The following is a 17216-nucleotide window of genomic DNA, read 5'->3' as shown; positions in this document are numbered from 1 at the left end:
GGCACTGCAAAACCAAAGCCCTACCATCAGGGCAATTGACGGCAGCCCCGCCCCATGGTCTCCTTATGCCTCGCGTTCAGGTGCCCCCGATGGGGGTGAAACGGGAAACCGGTGCGTCACAGGCCCTCCAGCAGGGCCGGACAAGGCCGGTGCTGCCCCCGCAACGGTAAGCGAGCGAAGCGTCTGTACCACTGTGCCCGATCACCCGGCATGGGAAGGTGACGCCTTCCAGGAGCCTGGCTCCTCCTCGCAAGCCCGGAGACCGGCCTGGCGTTCATGAACACCCCGCGGTGGGCGGGCGCTGTTGCATTCCCCTGGGCTGCCACGCTCGGGGCTGCCGCGCTTGCCCGTTGCCCACAAAAAGCAGAGGAACGCGTCATGCCCGTCACCAGCGCCAAGCAACACAGCATCACCACCCCCGTCACCCTCAGCCAGCGTGTCGTCATCGCCGTCGGCGCCAGCCTGCTGGGCCTGTGCCTGGTGTATTTCGCCGGCTTCTCGCACATCGAAGCCGTGCACAACGCCGCCCACGACACCCGCCACAGCGCCGCCTTCCCCTGCCACTGAGTACGCCCGATGATCACACGCATTGCCCGTACCGCGGGCTTCAGCGGGTTGCTGGCGGCCTTGCTGCTGACCTTGCTGCAAAGCTTCTGGGTCGCCCCGCTGATTCTCGAGGCAGAAACCTACGAATCCTCAGCCCCGGTCGCCCAGCACGAGCATGCTAGCGAAGTGGCCGCCCATGAACACAGTGCCGAAGCCTGGTCGCCGGAAGACGGCTGGCAGCGGGTGCTGTCCACCACCGGCGGCAACTTGGTGGTCGCAGTCGGCTTCGCCCTGATCCTCACCGCCCTGTACAGCCTGCGCGAACCCAAGCGTGCCGGCACCGGCGCACTGTGGGGCCTGGCCGGCTTCGCCGTGTTCTGCCTGGCCCCGACCCTGGGCCTGCCGCCGGAACTGCCAGGTACTGCAGCCGCCGACCTGGGACAACGTCAGGCCTGGTGGATCGGCACCGCCAGCGCCACCGCGCTGGGCCTTGCCCTGCTGGTTTTCGCCCGCCACTGGTTGCTGAAGGCGCTGGGCGCCGTGCTGCTGGTCATTCCCCACGTGATCGGTGCGCCGCAACCCGAGGTGCACGAGAGCCTGGCCCCCGCCGCACTGGAAACCCAGTTCAAAGTGGCCTCCTGGCTGACCAACGCCGCCTTCTGGCTGGCCCTGGGCCTGCTCAGCGCCTGGCTGTTCCGGCGCTCCAGCCAAGCCTGATGCCTGCCTTTTACGCCGGCTTCGGCTGCCGCCGGGGTTGCCCGGCGGATACGCTGGAAACCTTGCTACGCCAGGCCCTGGCCAACCAGGGCCTGGCGTTGGCCGACCTGCACGGTATCGCCAGCATCAGCCTGAAGGCCGACGAACCCGGCTTGCAGCAACTGGCCGAACGCCTCGGCGTGCCCTTGGTGTTGTACGATACCGCGCAGTTGCAACCCTACGAACTCCAGCTCAGCCACCGCTCCGCTGCTGCCCATGCCCACTGCGGCTGCTGGGGCGTGGCAGAGAGCGCGGCACTGGCCCAGGCCAGCCAGCGGCTCGGCACAGCCAGGTTGCTGCTGAGGCGCCAGGTACTGGGCCCGGCTACCCTCGCCTTGGCCTATTGAACGTTTCCCCTCTTTCCTGCAAGGACTTTCCATGACGGTCTACTTCATCGGCGCCGGCCCCGGCGACCCGGAACTGATCACAATCAAGGGCCAACGGCTGATCCGCCAGTGCCCGGTGATCATCTATGCCGGCTCGCTGGTACCGGCCGCCGTGCTCGAGGGCCACCAGGCCGAGACCGTGATCAACAGCGCCGAACTGCACCTGGAACAGATCATTGCCGCCATGCGCAGTGCGCATGAGCAAGGCCTGGATGTGGCCCGGGTACACAGTGGCGATCCCAGCCTGTACGGCGCCATCGGCGAGCAGATCCGCCATCTGCAGGCGCTGGGCATCGATTACCAGATCATCCCCGGGGTCACCGCCACGGCGGCCAGCGCCGCCCTGCTCGGCTGCGAACTGACCCTGCCCCAGGTAGCACAGACCGTTATCCTTACCCGTTATGGCGACAGTTCGCCGATGCCGCCCGGCGAGCAACTTGGCGACCTGGCGCGCCACGGCAGCACCCTGGCAATTCACCTGGGGGTCAAGCACCTGTCGCGCATCGTCGAAGAACTGCTGCCGCACTACGGCGCGCACTGCCCGGTGGCGGTGGTGCATCGCGCCACCTGGCCGGATCAGGACTGGGTGCGCGGCACCCTCGGCGATATCGTCGAACGCGTCGCGGCCAAGGGCTTCCGACGCACGGCGCTGATCCTGGTGGGCCATGTGCTGGGCAACACACCGTTTGCCGAATCGGCCTTGTACCGCGCCGGGCATGCCCACCTCTATCGCCCTGGCGACTGAGCATTGCCAGGTTCGCCACGGGCGTAGCAGACTCCGGTTTCCCGCCTGCAAACAGGAGTCATGCCCATGCTGGACCTACGCCCAAACTGCGAGTGCTGCGATACCGACCTGCCCGGTGACAGCCCCGATGCGCTGATCTGCTCCTTCGAATGCACCTTCTGCCGCACCTGCGCCGAAACCCGTTTCCAGGGCCGCTGCCCGAACTGCACCGGCCAGTTGGTGGCACGCCCGACACGGGTCGGCCAGGCGCTGGCCAACAACCCCGCCTCGACCCAGCGCGTGAGCAAAGCACATTCCGCCTGCGCGTGAGCTACTTCAAAACATAAAAAAGACAGACATCGCCGCTTTGTCAGGGTGATGTCTTTCCCACGCTTTGTAGGACTTTTCAACAACTAGCCCGGGGACTTTCAACACTTCTATACTCGGCATTACCAAATTTCGGGAATGGTCGTATCGTGCAGCGCTTCCGATAACCCCACTTGCAGACGTATTCCTGAGTGATCCAGGAAGCGGACCACATCCTGACAGGAGTTTTCTTCATGACTACCGTGCTGATCGTCGACGACCACCCCATCGTGCGACTGTCCTTGCGAATGCTGCTCGAACGCGAGCGCTTCCATGTCGTCGGCGAAGTCGGCGATGGCAGTGAAGTCACGCAGGAGGTCCGCAAACTGCGCCCGAACGTGGTCATCCTCGACATCGGGCTTCCGGGCCTGGACGGCATGGAAGTCATCAAGCGCCTCCAAAGCCTGGAACCGGCCCCCAAGATCATGGTACTGACCGGCCAGGCCACCGATCTGTACGTGCGGCGCTGCCTGGATGCCGGCATTGGAGCCTTCGTCACCAAGGATGAAGACCACGAGGCCCTGCTGTTCGCCCTGAAGGCCCTGGTCAAGGGCTACTCGACCTTCCCGCAGATGTCGGTCAACAGCAACTCGCTGGAAAGCGAGCCCATGCGCCTGGCAAGCCTGTCCAACCGGGAAATGGAAGTGCTCAGGCGCCTGTCACGCGGCGAGAACAACAAGAATATCGGCACCTGCATGAACCTTAGTGCCAAGACCATCAGCACCTACCGGGGCCGCATAATGGAAAAGCTCAAGACCGAATCGCTGGTTGAAATGGTCGACCTGGCCAAGCGCAACAGCGTCTATTGAGCGCTCGGTGGCAATGAAGCGCCTGCTGGCAAGCGCCCTTCTGGTCATCGGCCTGGCCAATTCCGGCGCGCTGCTGGCCAACAGCGAACCCCGCCAGTTGCTGGCGCGCTCGGTCAGCGCCGCCACCCCCCTCGCGCTGTCCCGCGAAGAGCGGCAATGGCTCCAGCAACGCCAGCACCTGGTGCTTGGCAGTTCGCGACCCGACTACCCACCGCTGGAAATCAATGTCAGCCAGCACGACTATGAAGGCCTCAGCGCCGATTACGCAGGCATCATCGCTGAACAGCTGGGCACCACCATCGAAGTACGACGCTACGACAGCCGCCACGAAGCCATCGCTGCGCTACGCGACGGCCGTATCGACCTGCTGGGCAGCTCCAACGCCTTCGAGGCAGCGGATGCCCAACTCAGCCTCAGTGCGAGCTACGCCGACGACCTGCCGGTCATCGTCACGCGCGAGGGGCACAGCTTGAAGAGCACCCCCGACCTCGCCGGCCTGCGCCTGGCCATGGTCGATCATTACCTGCCGGCCAGCAGCGTCCGCAGCCTGTACCCCAAGGCGCAACTGAGCCTGTATCGCTCGACGCTGGCCGGGCTGGCCGCCGTCGAACTGGGCGAGGCCGACGCCTACCTGGGCGATGCCATCAGTACCGACTTCGCGATTGGCAAGAGTTACCAGGGCACACTCAAGATCGACCACTTCTGCCAGGTTGCCCCCGGGGCGTTTGCCTTTGCCATGGCCAGTGACAACCCGCGCCTGCGCCAGCTGGTCGACAAGGCGCTGGCGCGCATCAGCGAAAGCGAACGCCTGAACATCCTGCGCCGCTGGAGCAGTGGCAACACCAGCCTGCTGCTGCAACGCCACCTCACCGCCCTGACCGCCGAAGAAGAAGCCTGGATCGGCGCCAACCCCAGCATCAGCGTGCTGGTCAACACTTCGCTTGCGCCGCTGACCTTCAACGACGCCCAGCACCGCCCCAGCGGCATTACCCTCGACCTGCTCAAGCAGATCTCGCTGCGCACGGGGCTGCATTTCAAGCCGGTCGAAAGCCCGTCGGCGCAGGCAATGGTCGAGCGCCTGGCGCGCGGCGATGCGCAGATGATCGGCGCATTGGGCTATAGCGCAGACCGTTCCAAACAACTGCGCTATACCCGCCCCTACCTGGTCAGCCCGCGGGTGCTGGTTACCCGTGGCGACAATGCATTACCGGCGCAGGCCATGGCGCTGGATGGCCTGCGCATCGCCCTGGTGCGCGGCTCGCCGCAACGGGCCGTGCTGCAACAACGCTACCCGCAGGCCAGGATGGTCGAAGTGGACAACCCGCTCGGCCTGATGGAAGCCGTGGCCAACGGTGCCGCCGACGTCGCCTTGAGCAGCCATATCAATGCCGCCTACTACATCAGCCATGTGTTCAAGGACCGCCTGCGCATTGCCAGCGTGCTCGACGACGACCCGGCCATCGCCGCCTTCGCCGTGGCCGCCGACCAGCCGCAGTTGCAGGCAATCCTCGACAAGGCGCTGCTGAGCATTCCACCCGAAGAGCTGGACCAATTGATCAACCGCTGGCGCACCAACACCCTGGTCAGTGACAGCCCTTGGCGCGACTACCGCACCCTGGCCTTGCAGGTGCTGGTGCTGTCGGCCTTGCTGCTGGCCGGGGTGGTGTTCTGGAACAGCTACCTGCGCAAGCTGATCAACCAGCGCACCGAGGCCCAGCATGCCCTGCAAGCGCAGTTGGCGCTCAGCCGCGGCCTGCTCGAGCAGCTGCGCCAGGCCAAGGACGACGCCGAACAGGCCAGCCAGACCAAAAGCACCTTCCTGGCCACCATGAGCCATGAAATCCGTACCCCGATGAATGCCGTGATCGGCCTGCTGGAGCTGGCCCTGGAAGACAGCCGCGGCGGCCGTTGCGACACCCAGACCTTGCAGACCGCCTACGATTCGGCCATCGGCCTGCTTGAGCTGATTGGCGATATTCTCGACATTTCCCGCATCGAATCCGGGCACATCACCCTGCAGCCGGTGCCCACCAACCTGGTCGAACTGGTACGCGCCACCGTGCGGGTGTTCGAAGGCAATGCACGGGCCAAAGGCCTGCACTTGCACAGCGAGCTGCCCGCTGCGCCGGTCTGGGTACTGGCTGATCCGCTGCGCCTCAAGCAAGTCTTGTCCAACCTGATCAGCAACGCCATCAAGTTCACCGACCGCGGCGAAGTCCAGGCCAGCCTGCTGCTCTCACCCGCTGACAATGACAGCCTGGCAGTGGAACTGAATGTGCGAGACACCGGTATCGGCATCGGCCCAGCCGACCAGGCCCGGCTGTTCAATGCCTTCGTCCAGGCCGACGGCCCCCGGGCACGCCAGGGTGCCGGCCTGGGGCTGGTCATCAGCCGCACCCTGGCCGAGTTGATGGGCGGCACCTTGAGCCTGCAGAGCGTCGAAGGCGTAGGTACCAAGGTGCAGGTCTGCGTGCGGCTGCCCGCGTGCGCAGCACCGGTACAGGTCGAACAGCACGCCCCGGAGCTGGAAAGCAGCAGCGGCCCGCTGAACATACTGGTGGTCGACGACTACCCCGCCAACCTGCTGCTGCTGGAGCGGCAGTTGCATACCCTGGGGCATCGGGTGACGCTGGCGGAGAACGGGGAAATCGCGCTGGCACGCTGGCAGGCAGCGCGCTTCGACCTGGTGATCACCGACTGCAGCATGCCGGTCATGGACGGCCACGAACTGACCCGCCGCATCCGCAGCCTCGAGGGCGAACGCGGCCTGGCGGCATGCCGCATTCTCGGCGTCACCGCCAACGCCCAGGCCGAGGAGCGTGCCCGCTGCCTGGCCAGCGGCATGGACGAATGCCTGTTCAAACCCATTGGCCTGCGTACGCTCAAGGCCCACCTGCCCCACGCTCACCCCCGGCAACAGCCGCCAGCGCGGCGCGCCAGCGGGTTCAACCTTGGCGAACTGCGGCACCTGACCCAGGACGACGAACAACTGACGCGGAATCTGCTGGAACAGCTGGCGCAAAGCGTCAGCGAAGACCTTGCGACCTTGCGCGCACTGGCAGCAGATGCCCCCGGCGAGGCTGTGCGCGCCCTGGCTCACCGGATCAAGGGCGGGGCGAAGATGCTCAAGGTACGCACGCTGGTCCACGATTGCGAAGCCATCGAACAGGCCCAAGGCCAAGGCCTGCAGACGACTGACCTGCGCCTGCAATTGCAAGCCAGCCTGGAGACCCTGCTGGACGAGCTGGGCGATGCGCTCAATGCAATTGCAGCGTCGAACTGATCTGGCTGATGGCGTTTACCACGTGCCGTGAACCCTGCTGGATTTCCATGATCACCGTGCCGGCCTCGTTGGCCAGCGCCACGCCATGACCGGTACGCTTCAGGCTCGACTGCATGCTGGCCACGGCCAACAGCGACAGGTCGTGGTTCTGCCGCACCACGTCGACGATTTCCAGGGTGGCCTTGCTGGTTCGCGCCGCCAGGTTGCGCACCTCGTCGGCCACCACGGCAAAACCGCGCCCGTGCTCGCCGGCGCGGGCCGCCTCGATGGCCGCGTTCAAAGCCAGCAGGTTGGTCTGGTCGGCAATGCCACGGATGGTCAGCACGATCTGCCCGATCACATCCGACTGTTTGCTTACCGCATCGATGCTGCGGGCCGCGTCGTTGAGTTCATGGGAAATCTGCTCGATCACCTGTACCGCCTGCTGTACCACCTCGGTGCCCTTGCGCGCGCAGGCATCAGTCTGTACCGAACTGGCATGGGCAGCATCGGCAGCGCTTTGCTGGGTGCTGACCTGATGGGTGATGTCGCTGGCGAACTTCACCACCTTGTACAAGCGGCCCTTGCTGTCGAAGATCGGGTTGTAGGACGCCTCCAGGTAGACCGTCCGGCCATGTTTGTCGATGCGTTCGAAACGGTGCGAATGGTATTCGCCGCGGTTGAGCGAAGCCCAGAACTCGCGGTACTCGGCCGATTCGCGCTCATGCGCCAGGCAGAACAGCCCGTGATGGCGGCCGACCACCTCGTCCAGGCGATAGCCCATGGTGTCGAGGAAGTTCTGGTTGGCCTTGATCACCCGGCCTTGCGGGGTGAATTCGATCACCGCCATGGAGCGGCTGATGGCCTTGAGCAGGCTTTCGCTCTCGTGCTCCTCCATCACCCGCTGGCTGATGTCGGATGCCACTTTGATCACGCTGGTGACCTGGCGCTGCTCGTCCAGCACCGGCATGTAGCTGGCTTCCAGCCAGACTTCGCGGCCGGCCTTGTCGATCCGCTCGAAGGTACCGCTGATGGCCTTGCCCTGCCCCAGTTCACGCCACAGTTGCTGGTATTCGGCGCTTTTCGCGTAGCCGGGGTCGCAGAACAGCCGGTGGTGCTTGCCGCGCAACTCCTCGGCGCTGTAGCCCATGGCCTGGCAGAAGCGCTCATTGGCATCGAGGATCGTGCCGTCGGGGGTGAACTCGATCATTGCCATGGAGCGGCTGATCGCCGCCAGCTTGGCCTGCAAGCTGGCCAAGGCCTCATGACTGCGCTGGATCTCGACCAGATCGGACTTGCGGTGGAAATCGAACATGACGCCGGGCTCCTGTATGCGCGGTGTCCTGAGCATAGATCGCCTGGCGTAAGTCGTGGTTTTTGTGGCGCCTGTGAGATCGAGCGCCGCCCGCGCGGCGCTTCGCAGCACAAGGCTGCTCCTACATCTGTTTCGGGCCAATTATTTCTGTGAGGTTTGTGCGCGAACGCTCTGGCGCATGGCTCGATATCGCGTTGTACGAACAAGGCGGTCGCGTGCACTGGTACAGGCGTTACTGGCCTGAAACAGATGTAGGAGCAGCCTTGTGCTGCGAAGCGCCGCGCGGGCGGCGCTCGGTCTCGAAACCACCACCCCCCTCAGGACAAACTCAGGAACTCTCCCGCACCATCAACTCGAAGCCCAGGTCCTGCTGCGCATTCGGCACCCGCTTGCCATCGAGCAACGCCAGCAGCGCCTGCGCAGCACCGCGCCCCACGGCGGCCCGAGGCGTGCGAATCGAGGTCAGCCGCGGCACCATGTGCGCCGAAGCCGGCAGGTCGTTGAAACCGACCATCGCCACCTGCCGCGGCACCTCCACCCCTTGGCGCAATGCCTGCAGCACCGCGCCCTGGGCCAGGTCGTCGTTGCAGAAGAAGATACCGTCGACATCCGGCGCCTGCTGCAGCAACTGGCTGAACAACGCGCTGCCCAGGGCAATGGAAGAAGGCTCCGGCGCCAGCACTTCCAGCTCGGCCGCCTGCAAGCCAGCCTCGGCCAACGCCTGGCGGAACCCTTCGGCACGCTGCATCACCCGCGGGTCGAGCTGCGCGGCAATGAACGCCAGGCGCTTGCGCCCGCGCTCGATCAGGTGGCGGGCCGCGGCGCGCCCGGCCTGCTGCTGCGAGAAGCCGACCGACAACGCCCCAGCCTCGCCATTCAGTTCCATCATGTGCACACAGGGCACGCCACTGGCCGCCAGCATCTGCCGCGATGCCTCGCTGCGCTCGAAACCGGTCAACAGCATGCCGCAGGGCTGGTAGGCAAGGTAGTTGCGGATCAGGTTCTCTTCTTCGGCAAGATCGTAGTGATAGTTGCCGATCAGCACCTCGAGCCCGCGCGGGCGCATGACCTCATGAATGGCTTCCAGCGTATCGATGAACAGCTGGTTGGACAGCGACGGGATCAACACCACCACCGACTGGCTGCGCGCCGACGCCAGGGCACGGGCCGCCGGATTGGCCACGTAGCCAAGGCTCGCTGCGGCAGCAACGACCTTTTCCACCAGCTCCGGCGCAACCGTGCTGACCCCACGCAGGGCGCGCGAGGCGGTAATCGGGGAAACCCCGGAAAGCCTGGCAACTTCTGCCAGGGTGGGACGACCTGTGGTGCGGGAGCCGGTGCGGGACATGGATGTTGTAATTTTACTACTTGCAAGGAAAGGGAACGGCCACTAAGGTAGCGCTGTCTCAGGACGCAGGCAATGTAATCTTTGGTAGCAGCCACCGCGCGCTCGCCGCCAAGCGTCCATACTGCGTAAGGACAAGATCAATAACACCGGGGAGGTGGCTGTTCGTCGACGACGAGACAGCGCTATCTCACCCGCAGGAGGTACTGATGAATTCTCCCCTGTCCGCCATCGTGGTGATGGGCGTGGCCGGTTGCGGCAAAAGCTGCATCGGCGCTGCCATCGCCGCCCGAAGCGGCGGCCGCCTGATCGAAGGCGACGCTTTCCACCCTGCCGAAAACATCCGCAAGATGAGCGCTGGCATCCCCCTGGACGACAGCGATCGTGCCGGCTGGCTGGTGCGTCTTGGTCAGGAGCTGCAAGCCACGACCCAGGCCGGGGAACGTCCGATCCTGACCTGTTCGGCCCTCAAGCGCCGCTATCGCGACTCCCTGCGCGATGCCATGCCCGGGCTGGTGTTCGTGTTCCTCGAACTGTCACCCGCCGAGGCGGAAAAACGCGTGCTGGCCCGCCCCGGGCATTTCATGCCGGCGAGCCTCATCGACAGCCAGTTCGCTGCCCTCGAGGCGCCACACGGCGAACCCCTGACTATCGCGCTTGACGCCACCCAGCCCATTGAAGCGCTTGCCGAAGCGGTGGACAGCTGGCTAAAGGGCCGCGGTGAGCCGGGCCTGGCACAAACTGCCTGACCGTGGCGGCTTTCCCGGCCCACACAAGACAGCGCTACCCTGCCCCATAAGCGCAAGCAAAGTTACAAAAAAGCTACGCCAAAACAACGATAAGACCGAGGCCTTCAAACCATGTTCGGACTGGCTACTGATACCTTCCTGCTGCTCGACGCGCTGGTTACCATCGTCGGGCTGATCCTGCTGATCACCCACTTCAAAGTCCACCCCTTCGTCGCCCTGACCATCGCGGCCGGCTTCCTTGGCCTGACCTCCGGCATGCCGGTGGCCAAGGTCATGAAATCGTTCCAGGACGGTTTTGGCGGCGTGCTGGGCTTCGTCGGCATCGTGCTTGCCCTGGGCACCATGCTTGGCAAGCTGATGGCCGACTCCGGGGGGGCCGACCAGATCGCGCAAACCCTCATCCGTGCCTTCGGCAAGAAGAACGTGCACTGGGCGATGATGTTCGCCGCCTTCCTGGTGGGCATTCCGCTGTTCTTCGAAATCGGCTTCGTGCTGCTGATTCCGCTGGTGTTCATCGTCGCCCGGCGCTCCGGCGTGTCGCTGATCAAGATCGGCATTCCGCTGCTGGCCGGCCTGTCGGTGGTGCACGGCCTGGTACCCCCGCACCCGGGCCCGCTGCTGGCGATCGGCATCTTCCATGCCGACATCGGCAAGACCATCTTCTATGGCCTGATCGTGGCGCTGCCTACCGCCATCATCGCCGGCCCGCTGTTCGGTAACTTCATTTCACGCTACATCCCGGGCACCCCGTCCCAGGAGCTGATGGACCAGATCGCCAAGGAGTCCGACCAGGGCAACCTGCCGAGTTTCACCATCACCCTGGTCACCGTGCTGCTGCCGGTGGTGCTGATGCTGCTGAAGACCTTCGCCGACGTGGTGCTGCCAGCCGAGCACATCGTGCGCCAGTGGATGGACCTGATCGGCCACCCCATCACCGCCCTGCTCGCTGCCCTGCTGCTGGCCTTCTACACCTTCGGCTCGGCCCGTGGCTTCAACCGCCAGCAGATCATGAAGATGCTCGACCAGAGCCTGGCACCAACCGCGGCGATCGTGCTGATCGTGGGTGCCGGCGGCGGCTTCAAGCAGATGCTGGTAGACACCGGCGTGGGCAACGTGATCGGGCAGATGGCCGTGCAGGCGGAGATTTCGCCGATCATGCTGGCCTGGCTGGTAGCGGCGGTAATCCGCATTGCCACCGGTTCCGCGACGGTCGCCACCATCACCGGCGCGGGCATCGTCGCACCGGTGATCGACCTGGTGCCTGGGGTCAACCGTGAGCTGCTGGTGCTGGCCACCGGCGCCGGCTCGTTGATCCTGTCCCATGTCAACGACGCCGGTTTCTGGCTGGTGAAGCAGTACTTCAACATGACCGTGGCGGAAACCTTCAAGACCTGGAGCATGATGGAGACCATCCTGTCGATCGTCGGCATCATCTTCATCATGTTGCTGTCGCTGGTGGTGTAACCGTTGATCGGGGTAATGGCACCTTGAAGCTTCGGGTAGGGCCGAACGGAAGTATCAGCCCTACCAGAAGCAAAGGAGCCTGCCATGCCCCGCTCAAGCATCCTGCTGATTGCCCTGCTCGCCGCGCCATTGGCCATAGCTGCCGGCACCGGCCCCACCTACCCCGACGACCCGCACAACCCGGCGCCCAAGCCGGGCGCGGACAGCACCCTCAACCCGATCGAAAAGCCCATGCCGCGGGACACCGACCCACGCATAAAAGGCAACGACCCGGACAGCCCGCCCGCTGAACAGAATGACAACCGGGATTTGCCGGGTATGGATGGCAGTGGCTCGGAAGGTACCGGGCGGCAGGGAGCAGCCGATAATCAGCGTTGATCAATGCCCCTGAATGCAACTGTCTTGCTCAAATTCCAAAAGTTGGCGCAATCCCTGTAGGAGCGGCTTTAGCCGCGAAGAATCCAACGCGGTGCATGGCACCGGCTGCGCCGGTGTTCGCGGCTAAAGCCGCTCCCACAGGGGCCCCTGTACGGCCCGTTATCCTTTGCTCACCACTGGCGCTTGTCCGGCCTGGTCAGCCCCAGTTTCTCGATCCGGTAACGCAGCATGTCCCGCGACAACCCGAGCATGCGCGCCGACTTGGTCACGTTCCAGTCCGTGCGGTCCAGGGTCTTGCACACCAGGTCGCGCTCCATGTCCGGCAGGCTGGTGCCGGGCTCGGGTTCGTGCCGGGGCATTTCGAACACCGCAGGCGCCGCCTGTTGCACCAGCGGCTCGTCGATCAGGGTCATGCACAGGTTGAGCTGATGCGCCTGCACCACCTCGTTCGGTGCCAGCAGCACGGTCTGCTCCAGCATGTTGCGCAGTTCGCGCACATTGCCTGGCCAGCTGTAACCGAGCATCAGGTTTTCCGCCTCGGCGGAAAAACGCAGGTTCGGCTTGCCATAACGCCGGCCATGATGGGCCAGGAAATGCCGCGCCAGCAGCAGCACGTCCTGCCCGCGGGCATACAGGCGCGGTACCTTCAGGGCGATGATGCGCAGGCGGAAGAACAGGTCGCGGCGGAACTTGCCCTGCTGCACCATCTGCTCCAGGTTGCAGTTGGTAGCGCTGATCACCCGCAGGTCGACCTTGCGCTCCTTTACCGCGCCGATCCGGCGGATACTGCGGTCTTCCAGCAACTTGAGCAGCTTGGCCTGCAGCACCAGGTCCATCTCGCCAATCTCGTCGAGGAACAAGGTGCCGCCATCGGCAGCCTCCACCAGGCCCACCCGGCGCTCCTTGGCGTCGGTAAAGGCGCCCTTCTCGTGGCCGAACAGCTCGGCCTCCAGCAGGTTGGCCGGGATCGAGGCACAGTTGAATTCGATGAACGGCCCCTTGCTGCGCGAACCATCGAAATGCAGGGCGCGGGCCACCAGCTCCTTGCCGGTACCGGTCTCGCCTTCGATCAGCACCGGTGGCAAGTCGTCGCTGGCCATGCGCCGCTCGGCATCGAGCACCTGGCGCAGGGTGTGCTTGAGGGTGAGCATCGTCGGTGATTCGCCGATCAACGCCTGCAACCCGGACTTCTGCGCCTCGCGCTCCTGGTAGAACGACAACGTGCGCTCCATGCGTTCGGCAGCCAGCGCCTTGTCCAGGGTCAGCTTGAGCTCGGCCAGCACCACCGGCTTGGTCAGGTAATGGAAGGCGCCCTCCTTCATTGCCTGCACGGCATCTTCGACATTGCCGTAGCCGGTCATCATGATCACTTTCAGGTCCGGCACCTGCGCCACCAAGGTACGCAGCAGGTCGTGCCCGCTCATGCCCGGCAGCGAGTTGTCGGTCAGCACCGCATCGGGCTGGCCCCGCTTGATCTGCTCCAGCGCCAGTTCCGCGCTGTGGCACACGGTGACCTCGAAGCCCTTGAGGCTGAGGTAGGTGCGAATATTGTCGGCGAGAATTTCATCATCCTCGACCACCAGGATGCTGTGCTCCATGGTCCCCTCCCGCTGCGATATTGAATGTGAGGCTGACGCGGGTTCCTTCCTCTTCGCGGCTGCTCAGGCTGACCGAGCCGCCAAAACGCTCCATGATGCGTTTGACCAGGGCCAGGCCTACGCCCAGGCCGCCCTGCTTGGTGGTGTAGAACGGCTTGAACACCATCCGTTCCTGCTGTTGGCTCATGCCCTTGCCGGTGTCGCTGAGGACGAACTCGGCACGCTGCCCATCCTGCACATTGACCTGGGCACGCAGCATGCCGCCTTCGGGCATGGCTTCCAGGGCATTGGAGAACAGGGTGTTGAGAATTTGCGTGAGTTGTAGCGGCTGGCTGGCCACCCATTGTGCCCCGGGGCCTTCGTAGCAGAAGCGCACGCCGTTGCGTTCGATCTGCTGGGCGAAGGCCAGGTGGGTGTCCTCGATGGCCGTCACCAGGTCCACGGCCTCGGCGTCGTCACTGGTCGGGCGCAGCGACACCAGCAAGTCACGCACCCAGCGCGACATGCGGTCGACCTGGCTGATGATGTCGGTGATGTTCTTCTGAGCCGCGGGGTTGGCGATTTCCTGGGCCAGTTCGGCGCTGGAGCGGATGTTGGCCAGCGGGTTGCGCAAGCTATGCGCCACTGCCGACGACATCTCGCCCAGGGCCACATAGGTTTCACTGGCCACCAGCCGGTCCTGCTGCAGGTGCAGCAGTTGCGCTGCGCGGCGCACGATCCAGAACAGGCCGAAGTAGACCAGCGCCCCGCCCACCAGGGTCGAGGCCCAGATCAGCACATAGCCGCGCTGGATGCGCCGGACCAGGTCTTGAGGCTCCTTGTAGATCTCCACCATGGCCAGCACCTGCTCGCCCTGGCTGTCGAACAGCGGGATGTAGTTCTCGATGAACAGGTAACGCGGCTCACGCTGGAACTTCTGCTCTTCGCGGTCATCGTCGGCCTGGTGGTAGCTGGCCGACACCGCCTTGCGCGAGCGGAAGGCGCGGTCGAGGTCGCCATCGGCCTCGATGCGCTTGCCGATCAGCTCCCGGTTGGTCGACCAGACGATGGTACGGTCGCGTGCATAGACATTGGCCAGCAAGGTGTCCGGCAGGTGCTCGACATGGTCGAGGAACTCGACCCGGGTAGATTCAGCCAGGTCCGGGGTGAACTGCAGGTGCTGCTGATCCAGGCGCGGGTCAAGCAACTCGCCCATGGTGGTGCCCGGCGGCAACTGCGAATGGCGCACTTCGGCCTGGGCCATGGCCTGGATGAACTGTGCGGTGAGCATGGCATCGCGCTCGACGCTGTCGCGCACCACGAAACGCGTCGACACATAACCCAGCCCGCCTGCCACCGAGGCGATGATCAGCAGGCTGATGACCGAGAACCAGCGCAGCAGGTTGAATTCGCGCAATGGCACGGCCATACCGCTGGCGGTAGTACTGGCCTTGCCTGGCACTTCATTATCCAGCATCTGCATCGCGTGCTTCCCGCGCAGGGCGTCCGTTCAGAAATGCATCAAGGCGACGAACAGTAGCCAATTGATAGCACTCCACCCGTGCAGCCGCAGCTGCCATTTGTCGTGTTGCACTCCGCCTGTCACGTTGCAAGAACCCAGCCAGCCACCTGAATGATTTGATAAGTTCTTTATAATCAATAGGTTAATGAATTTTCCTAAATTCGCATGGAGGATGGTCCCCCACATTTGGGGATTTTCACCCCAAAAACATAAATCCTTTATAAACAACAACATACAGATATTTATCAATGTAAATCATGAGGACTCGATCAACCGGAAACTCAACGAAACCCGGGTGCCATGGCCTTCACTGCTGCTGAGCCGGACGCTGCCACCGAAGCGTTCCATGATGCGTTTCACCAACACCAGGCCCACACCCAACCCACCCTGCTTGGTGGTGAAGAAAGGCCGGAAGGCCATGCGCTGCTGCTCTTCGTTCATGCCTTTGCCGTTGTCGGACAGGCGCAGGGTCAAGTTTCGCCGGTCATGGCGCACCACCTCGACACGCAACCGCCCACCCTGCTCCATCGACTCCAGGGCGTTGGCAATCAGGCTGCTGAAAATCTGCCGCAGTAACACCGGGTGCCCCAGCACCTGCACCGCCGGTAACGGTTGCAGGTCCAGGCTCACGCCGCCACGCGCCAGCAGCACCGCGTAGGTCTGCAGGCTTTCCTGCAATGCCAGCGGCAAATCCACCGCCACTGCCTCATCGTTGAGCGGGCGCAATGACTGCAACATCTGGCGGATCCACTGCGACATCCGGTCGACCTGGCTGATGATGTCGTTGACATTGCGCTGCGCCGGGCCGTCGTCGAACGCCTGGGCCAGCTCGGCACTGGAACGGATGCTGGCCAGCGGGTTGCGCAGGCTGTGGGCTACCGCCGAGGACACCTCGCCCAGTGCCACGTAGGTTTCGTTGCTGATCAGCCGCTTCTGCTGCACCGACAGCAGGCGCGCGGCGCGGTGCATGATGCCGTACAGGCCGACGTAGACCAGCCCGGCACCAACGGTGATCGCCAGCCAGATCAGGATCAGCCCATGCTCGATGCGTACGATCAGGTCATGGGGCTCCTTGTAGATCTCCACCATCGCCGTGACCTGCTCGCCATCGGCATCGAACAGCGGAATGTAGTTCTCGATGAACAACTGCTCGGGTGGGATGACGAACTTCTGCTCGGCGCGGGCCTGTTCGAAGTTGTGATAGCTGGCCGAGACTCGCATCTTGTACTCGAAGGCCTTCTCCAGGTCCTGGTCGCCTTCGATCAGCTTGCCGACCAGCGCCGGGTTGCTGGACCAGATCACCGTACGGTCCGGGGCATAGATGTTGGCCAGCAGCATGTCGGGCAGGTGGGCGATGTGGTCGAGGAACTCGCCACGCGCCCTGCGCCGGGCGTCCGGGTCGACATCGAGCAGGTTGGCGCGGTCGATGCGCGGGTCGAGCAGTTCACCCATGGTGCGCACATTGGGGATCGACACATGGCGCACTTCGGCATCGGCAATGGAGGTAATGAATTGCGCGGTGAGCAAGGCATCGCGCTCGATGCTCTCGTCGATGATGAAACGGCTGGAAATCAACCCCAGCCCGACCGCTACCGAGAGGATGATGGCCAGGCTGACCCAGGCGTACCAGCGCAGCAGGTTGAACGGCTTGCGTGGGGTGGCCAGTTCGTTACCGGCGGGTACTTCAATAGCGTCGGAACGAGGGGCGATGTCCATGGCGGACTCCACAACTGGGCACCTTCAGAAGGTTATAGCCCAGAGTTGGGGAAACCATCGGGTCAGCTTGGTGGCATCCGCCGAAGGGTATTGTTTCTGTCCTTGCCGAGTGGCGCTCGCGCTGAAAAAAATCCAGATGCCGCGCGGCCCCTGTGGGAGCGGGCGTGTCGAGGCGTCGAACCGCCGCGAACACCGGCGGAGCCGGTGCCAGGCACCGCGTTGGATTCTTCGCGGGCACGCCCGCTCCCACACGGTACGCGGATCGCTTGCGCACTGAGTTCTCTGCGCGACAGCGCAGCAC

General features: G+C 64.2%; 14 protein-coding genes, 2 pseudogenes and 1 riboswitch. Of the genes and pseudogenes, 10 read left to right on the top strand and 6 right to left on the bottom strand.

The window, feature by feature from the left end; translation table 11 throughout:
• The first annotated feature begins 61 nt into the window (after nucleotides 1-61).
• Nucleotides 62-285, top strand: a riboswitch (cobalamin riboswitch).
• A 93-nt stretch (nucleotides 286-378) separates the two neighbouring features.
• From ABIB24_RS02375 to ABIB24_RS02345, 7 genes are all read left to right on the top strand, one after another.
• Nucleotides 379-567 (top strand): CbtB domain-containing protein, encoded by a 189-nt coding sequence (locus ABIB24_RS02375; protein ID WP_025339304.1) that lies wholly within the window; start codon nucleotides 379-381, stop codon nucleotides 565-567.
• Between the two features lie 9 nt (nucleotides 568-576).
• Nucleotides 577-1263 (top strand): CbtA family protein, encoded by a 687-nt coding sequence (locus ABIB24_RS02370; RefSeq protein WP_354316068.1) that lies wholly within the window; start codon nucleotides 577-579, stop codon nucleotides 1261-1263.
• The gene (locus tag ABIB24_RS02365) at nucleotides 1263-1649 is read left to right on the top strand and encodes a cobalamin biosynthesis protein (protein WP_137164100.1); all 387 of its coding nucleotides are present in this window, start codon (nucleotides 1263-1265) and stop codon (nucleotides 1647-1649) included. Before ABIB24_RS02370 ends, ABIB24_RS02365 begins: the two co-directional genes overlap by 1 nt.
• Nucleotides 1650-1680: 31 nt before the next feature.
• Nucleotides 1681-2433 (top strand): precorrin-4 C(11)-methyltransferase, encoded by a 753-nt coding sequence (gene cobM, locus ABIB24_RS02360; protein WP_354316067.1) that lies wholly within the window; start codon nucleotides 1681-1683, stop codon nucleotides 2431-2433.
• A 66-nt stretch (nucleotides 2434-2499) separates the two neighbouring features.
• Complete coding sequence (locus ABIB24_RS02355; RefSeq protein ID WP_137164101.1) at nucleotides 2500-2742, top strand: DUF1272 domain-containing protein; 243 nt, start codon at nucleotides 2500-2502, stop codon at nucleotides 2740-2742.
• Between the two features lie 230 nt (nucleotides 2743-2972).
• The gene (locus ABIB24_RS02350; protein WP_354316066.1) at nucleotides 2973-3587 is read left to right on the top strand and encodes a response regulator; all 615 of its coding nucleotides are present in this window, start codon (nucleotides 2973-2975) and stop codon (nucleotides 3585-3587) included.
• Nucleotides 3588-3600: 13 nt separating this feature from the next.
• Nucleotides 3601-6870 (top strand): transporter substrate-binding domain-containing protein, encoded by a 3270-nt coding sequence (locus ABIB24_RS02345; RefSeq protein ID WP_354316065.1) that lies wholly within the window; start codon nucleotides 3601-3603, stop codon nucleotides 6868-6870.
• Here ABIB24_RS02345 and ABIB24_RS26775 read toward each other — a convergent pair.
• The 3 genes and pseudogenes from ABIB24_RS26775 to gnuR all read right to left on the bottom strand — a co-directional run.
• Nucleotides 6845-7267, bottom strand: a pseudogene (locus ABIB24_RS26775) (methyl-accepting chemotaxis protein); the annotation flags it as partial. The gene ABIB24_RS02345 and the pseudogene ABIB24_RS26775 sit on opposite strands and share 26 nt — an antisense overlap.
• A 114-nt stretch (nucleotides 7268-7381) precedes the next feature.
• Nucleotides 7382-8065: pseudogene (locus ABIB24_RS26770) on the bottom strand (PAS domain-containing protein); the annotation flags it as partial.
• Between the two features lie 427 nt (nucleotides 8066-8492).
• Nucleotides 8493-9512 carry a transcriptional regulator GnuR gene (gnuR, locus tag ABIB24_RS02335; protein ID WP_025339312.1) on the bottom strand — a complete coding sequence of 340 codons (1020 nt, stop codon included), beginning with the start codon at nucleotides 9510-9512 and terminating at the stop codon, nucleotides 8493-8495.
• Nucleotides 9513-9718: 206 nt separating this feature from the next.
• Here gnuR and ABIB24_RS02330 point away from each other — a divergent pair, with 206 nt between their 5' ends.
• The 3 genes from ABIB24_RS02330 to ABIB24_RS02320 all read left to right on the top strand — a co-directional run bounded on the left by ABIB24_RS02330 (nucleotide 9719) and on the right by ABIB24_RS02320 (nucleotide 12100).
• Nucleotides 9719-10258, top strand: coding sequence for a gluconokinase (locus tag ABIB24_RS02330; RefSeq protein ID WP_085664749.1), 540 nt, complete (start codon nucleotides 9719-9721; stop codon nucleotides 10256-10258).
• A 111-nt stretch (nucleotides 10259-10369) separates the two neighbouring features.
• On the top strand, nucleotides 10370-11722 hold the full coding sequence (locus ABIB24_RS02325; protein WP_015270532.1) for a GntP family permease: 1353 nt from the start codon (nucleotides 10370-10372) through the stop codon (nucleotides 11720-11722).
• A gap of 84 nt (nucleotides 11723-11806) precedes the next feature.
• The gene (locus tag ABIB24_RS02320) at nucleotides 11807-12100 is read left to right on the top strand and encodes a hypothetical protein (protein WP_013972806.1); all 294 of its coding nucleotides are present in this window, start codon (nucleotides 11807-11809) and stop codon (nucleotides 12098-12100) included.
• 170 nt (nucleotides 12101-12270) lie between these two features.
• Here the strand turns inward: ABIB24_RS02320 and ABIB24_RS02315 are convergent, their stop codons facing one another.
• The 3 genes from ABIB24_RS02315 to ABIB24_RS02305 all read right to left on the bottom strand — a co-directional run bounded on the left by ABIB24_RS02315 (nucleotide 12271) and on the right by ABIB24_RS02305 (nucleotide 16915).
• Nucleotides 12271-13698 (bottom strand): sigma-54-dependent transcriptional regulator, encoded by a 1428-nt coding sequence (locus ABIB24_RS02315; protein ID WP_025339314.1) that lies wholly within the window; start codon nucleotides 13696-13698, stop codon nucleotides 12271-12273.
• Nucleotides 13667-15160, bottom strand: a complete 1494-nt coding sequence (locus ABIB24_RS02310) for a sensor histidine kinase (RefSeq protein WP_354316064.1) — start codon at nucleotides 15158-15160, stop codon at nucleotides 13667-13669. The genes ABIB24_RS02315 and ABIB24_RS02310 overlap by 32 nt, the downstream gene beginning before the upstream one ends.
• Before the next feature lie 294 nt (nucleotides 15161-15454).
• A complete protein-coding gene (locus ABIB24_RS02305; protein ID WP_274120588.1) occupies nucleotides 15455-16915 on the bottom strand; it encodes a sensor histidine kinase in 1461 nt (486 codons plus the stop codon).
• Between the last annotated feature and the right edge of the window lie 301 nt (nucleotides 16916-17216).

It is taken from the genome of Pseudomonas sp. UYEF17, from assembly GCF_040546125.1.
In the GTDB taxonomy this organism is placed as follows: domain Bacteria; phylum Pseudomonadota; class Gammaproteobacteria; order Pseudomonadales; family Pseudomonadaceae; genus Aquipseudomonas; species Aquipseudomonas putida_Z.
The sequence above is the reverse complement of the archived record's forward strand: the minus strand, read 5'-3'. Positions and strand labels throughout refer to the sequence as shown.

Excerpts from the sequence above, each read along its gene's own strand:
- ABIB24_RS02330 (WP_085664749.1), top strand. The coding sequence starts at position 9,719 with ATGAATTCTCCCCTGTCCGCCATCGTGGTGATGGGCGTGGCCGGTTGC.
- cobM (WP_354316067.1), top strand. The coding sequence starts at position 1,681 with ATGACGGTCTACTTCATCGGCGCCGGCCCCGGCGACCCGGAACTGATC.
- ABIB24_RS02345 (WP_354316065.1), top strand. The coding sequence starts at position 3,601 with ATGAAGCGCCTGCTGGCAAGCGCCCTTCTGGTCATCGGCCTGGCCAAT.
- ABIB24_RS02375 (WP_025339304.1), top strand. The coding sequence starts at position 379 with ATGCCCGTCACCAGCGCCAAGCAACACAGCATCACCACCCCCGTCACC.
- ABIB24_RS02365 (WP_137164100.1), top strand. The coding sequence starts at position 1,263 with ATGCCTGCCTTTTACGCCGGCTTCGGCTGCCGCCGGGGTTGCCCGGCG.
- ABIB24_RS02305 (WP_274120588.1), bottom strand. The coding sequence starts at position 16,915 with ATGGACATCGCCCCTCGTTCCGACGCTATTGAAGTACCCGCCGGTAAC.
- ABIB24_RS02325 (WP_015270532.1), top strand. The coding sequence starts at position 10,370 with ATGTTCGGACTGGCTACTGATACCTTCCTGCTGCTCGACGCGCTGGTT.
- ABIB24_RS02310 (WP_354316064.1), bottom strand. The coding sequence starts at position 15,160 with ATGCAGATGCTGGATAATGAAGTGCCAGGCAAGGCCAGTACTACCGCC.
- ABIB24_RS02370 (WP_354316068.1), top strand. The coding sequence starts at position 577 with ATGATCACACGCATTGCCCGTACCGCGGGCTTCAGCGGGTTGCTGGCG.
- ABIB24_RS02355 (WP_137164101.1), top strand. The coding sequence starts at position 2,500 with ATGCTGGACCTACGCCCAAACTGCGAGTGCTGCGATACCGACCTGCCC.
- gnuR (WP_025339312.1), bottom strand. The coding sequence starts at position 9,512 with ATGTCCCGCACCGGCTCCCGCACCACAGGTCGTCCCACCCTGGCAGAA.
- ABIB24_RS02320 (WP_013972806.1), top strand. The coding sequence starts at position 11,807 with ATGCCCCGCTCAAGCATCCTGCTGATTGCCCTGCTCGCCGCGCCATTG.
- ABIB24_RS02350 (WP_354316066.1), top strand. The coding sequence starts at position 2,973 with ATGACTACCGTGCTGATCGTCGACGACCACCCCATCGTGCGACTGTCC.
- ABIB24_RS02315 (WP_025339314.1), bottom strand. The coding sequence starts at position 13,698 with ATGGAGCACAGCATCCTGGTGGTCGAGGATGATGAAATTCTCGCCGAC.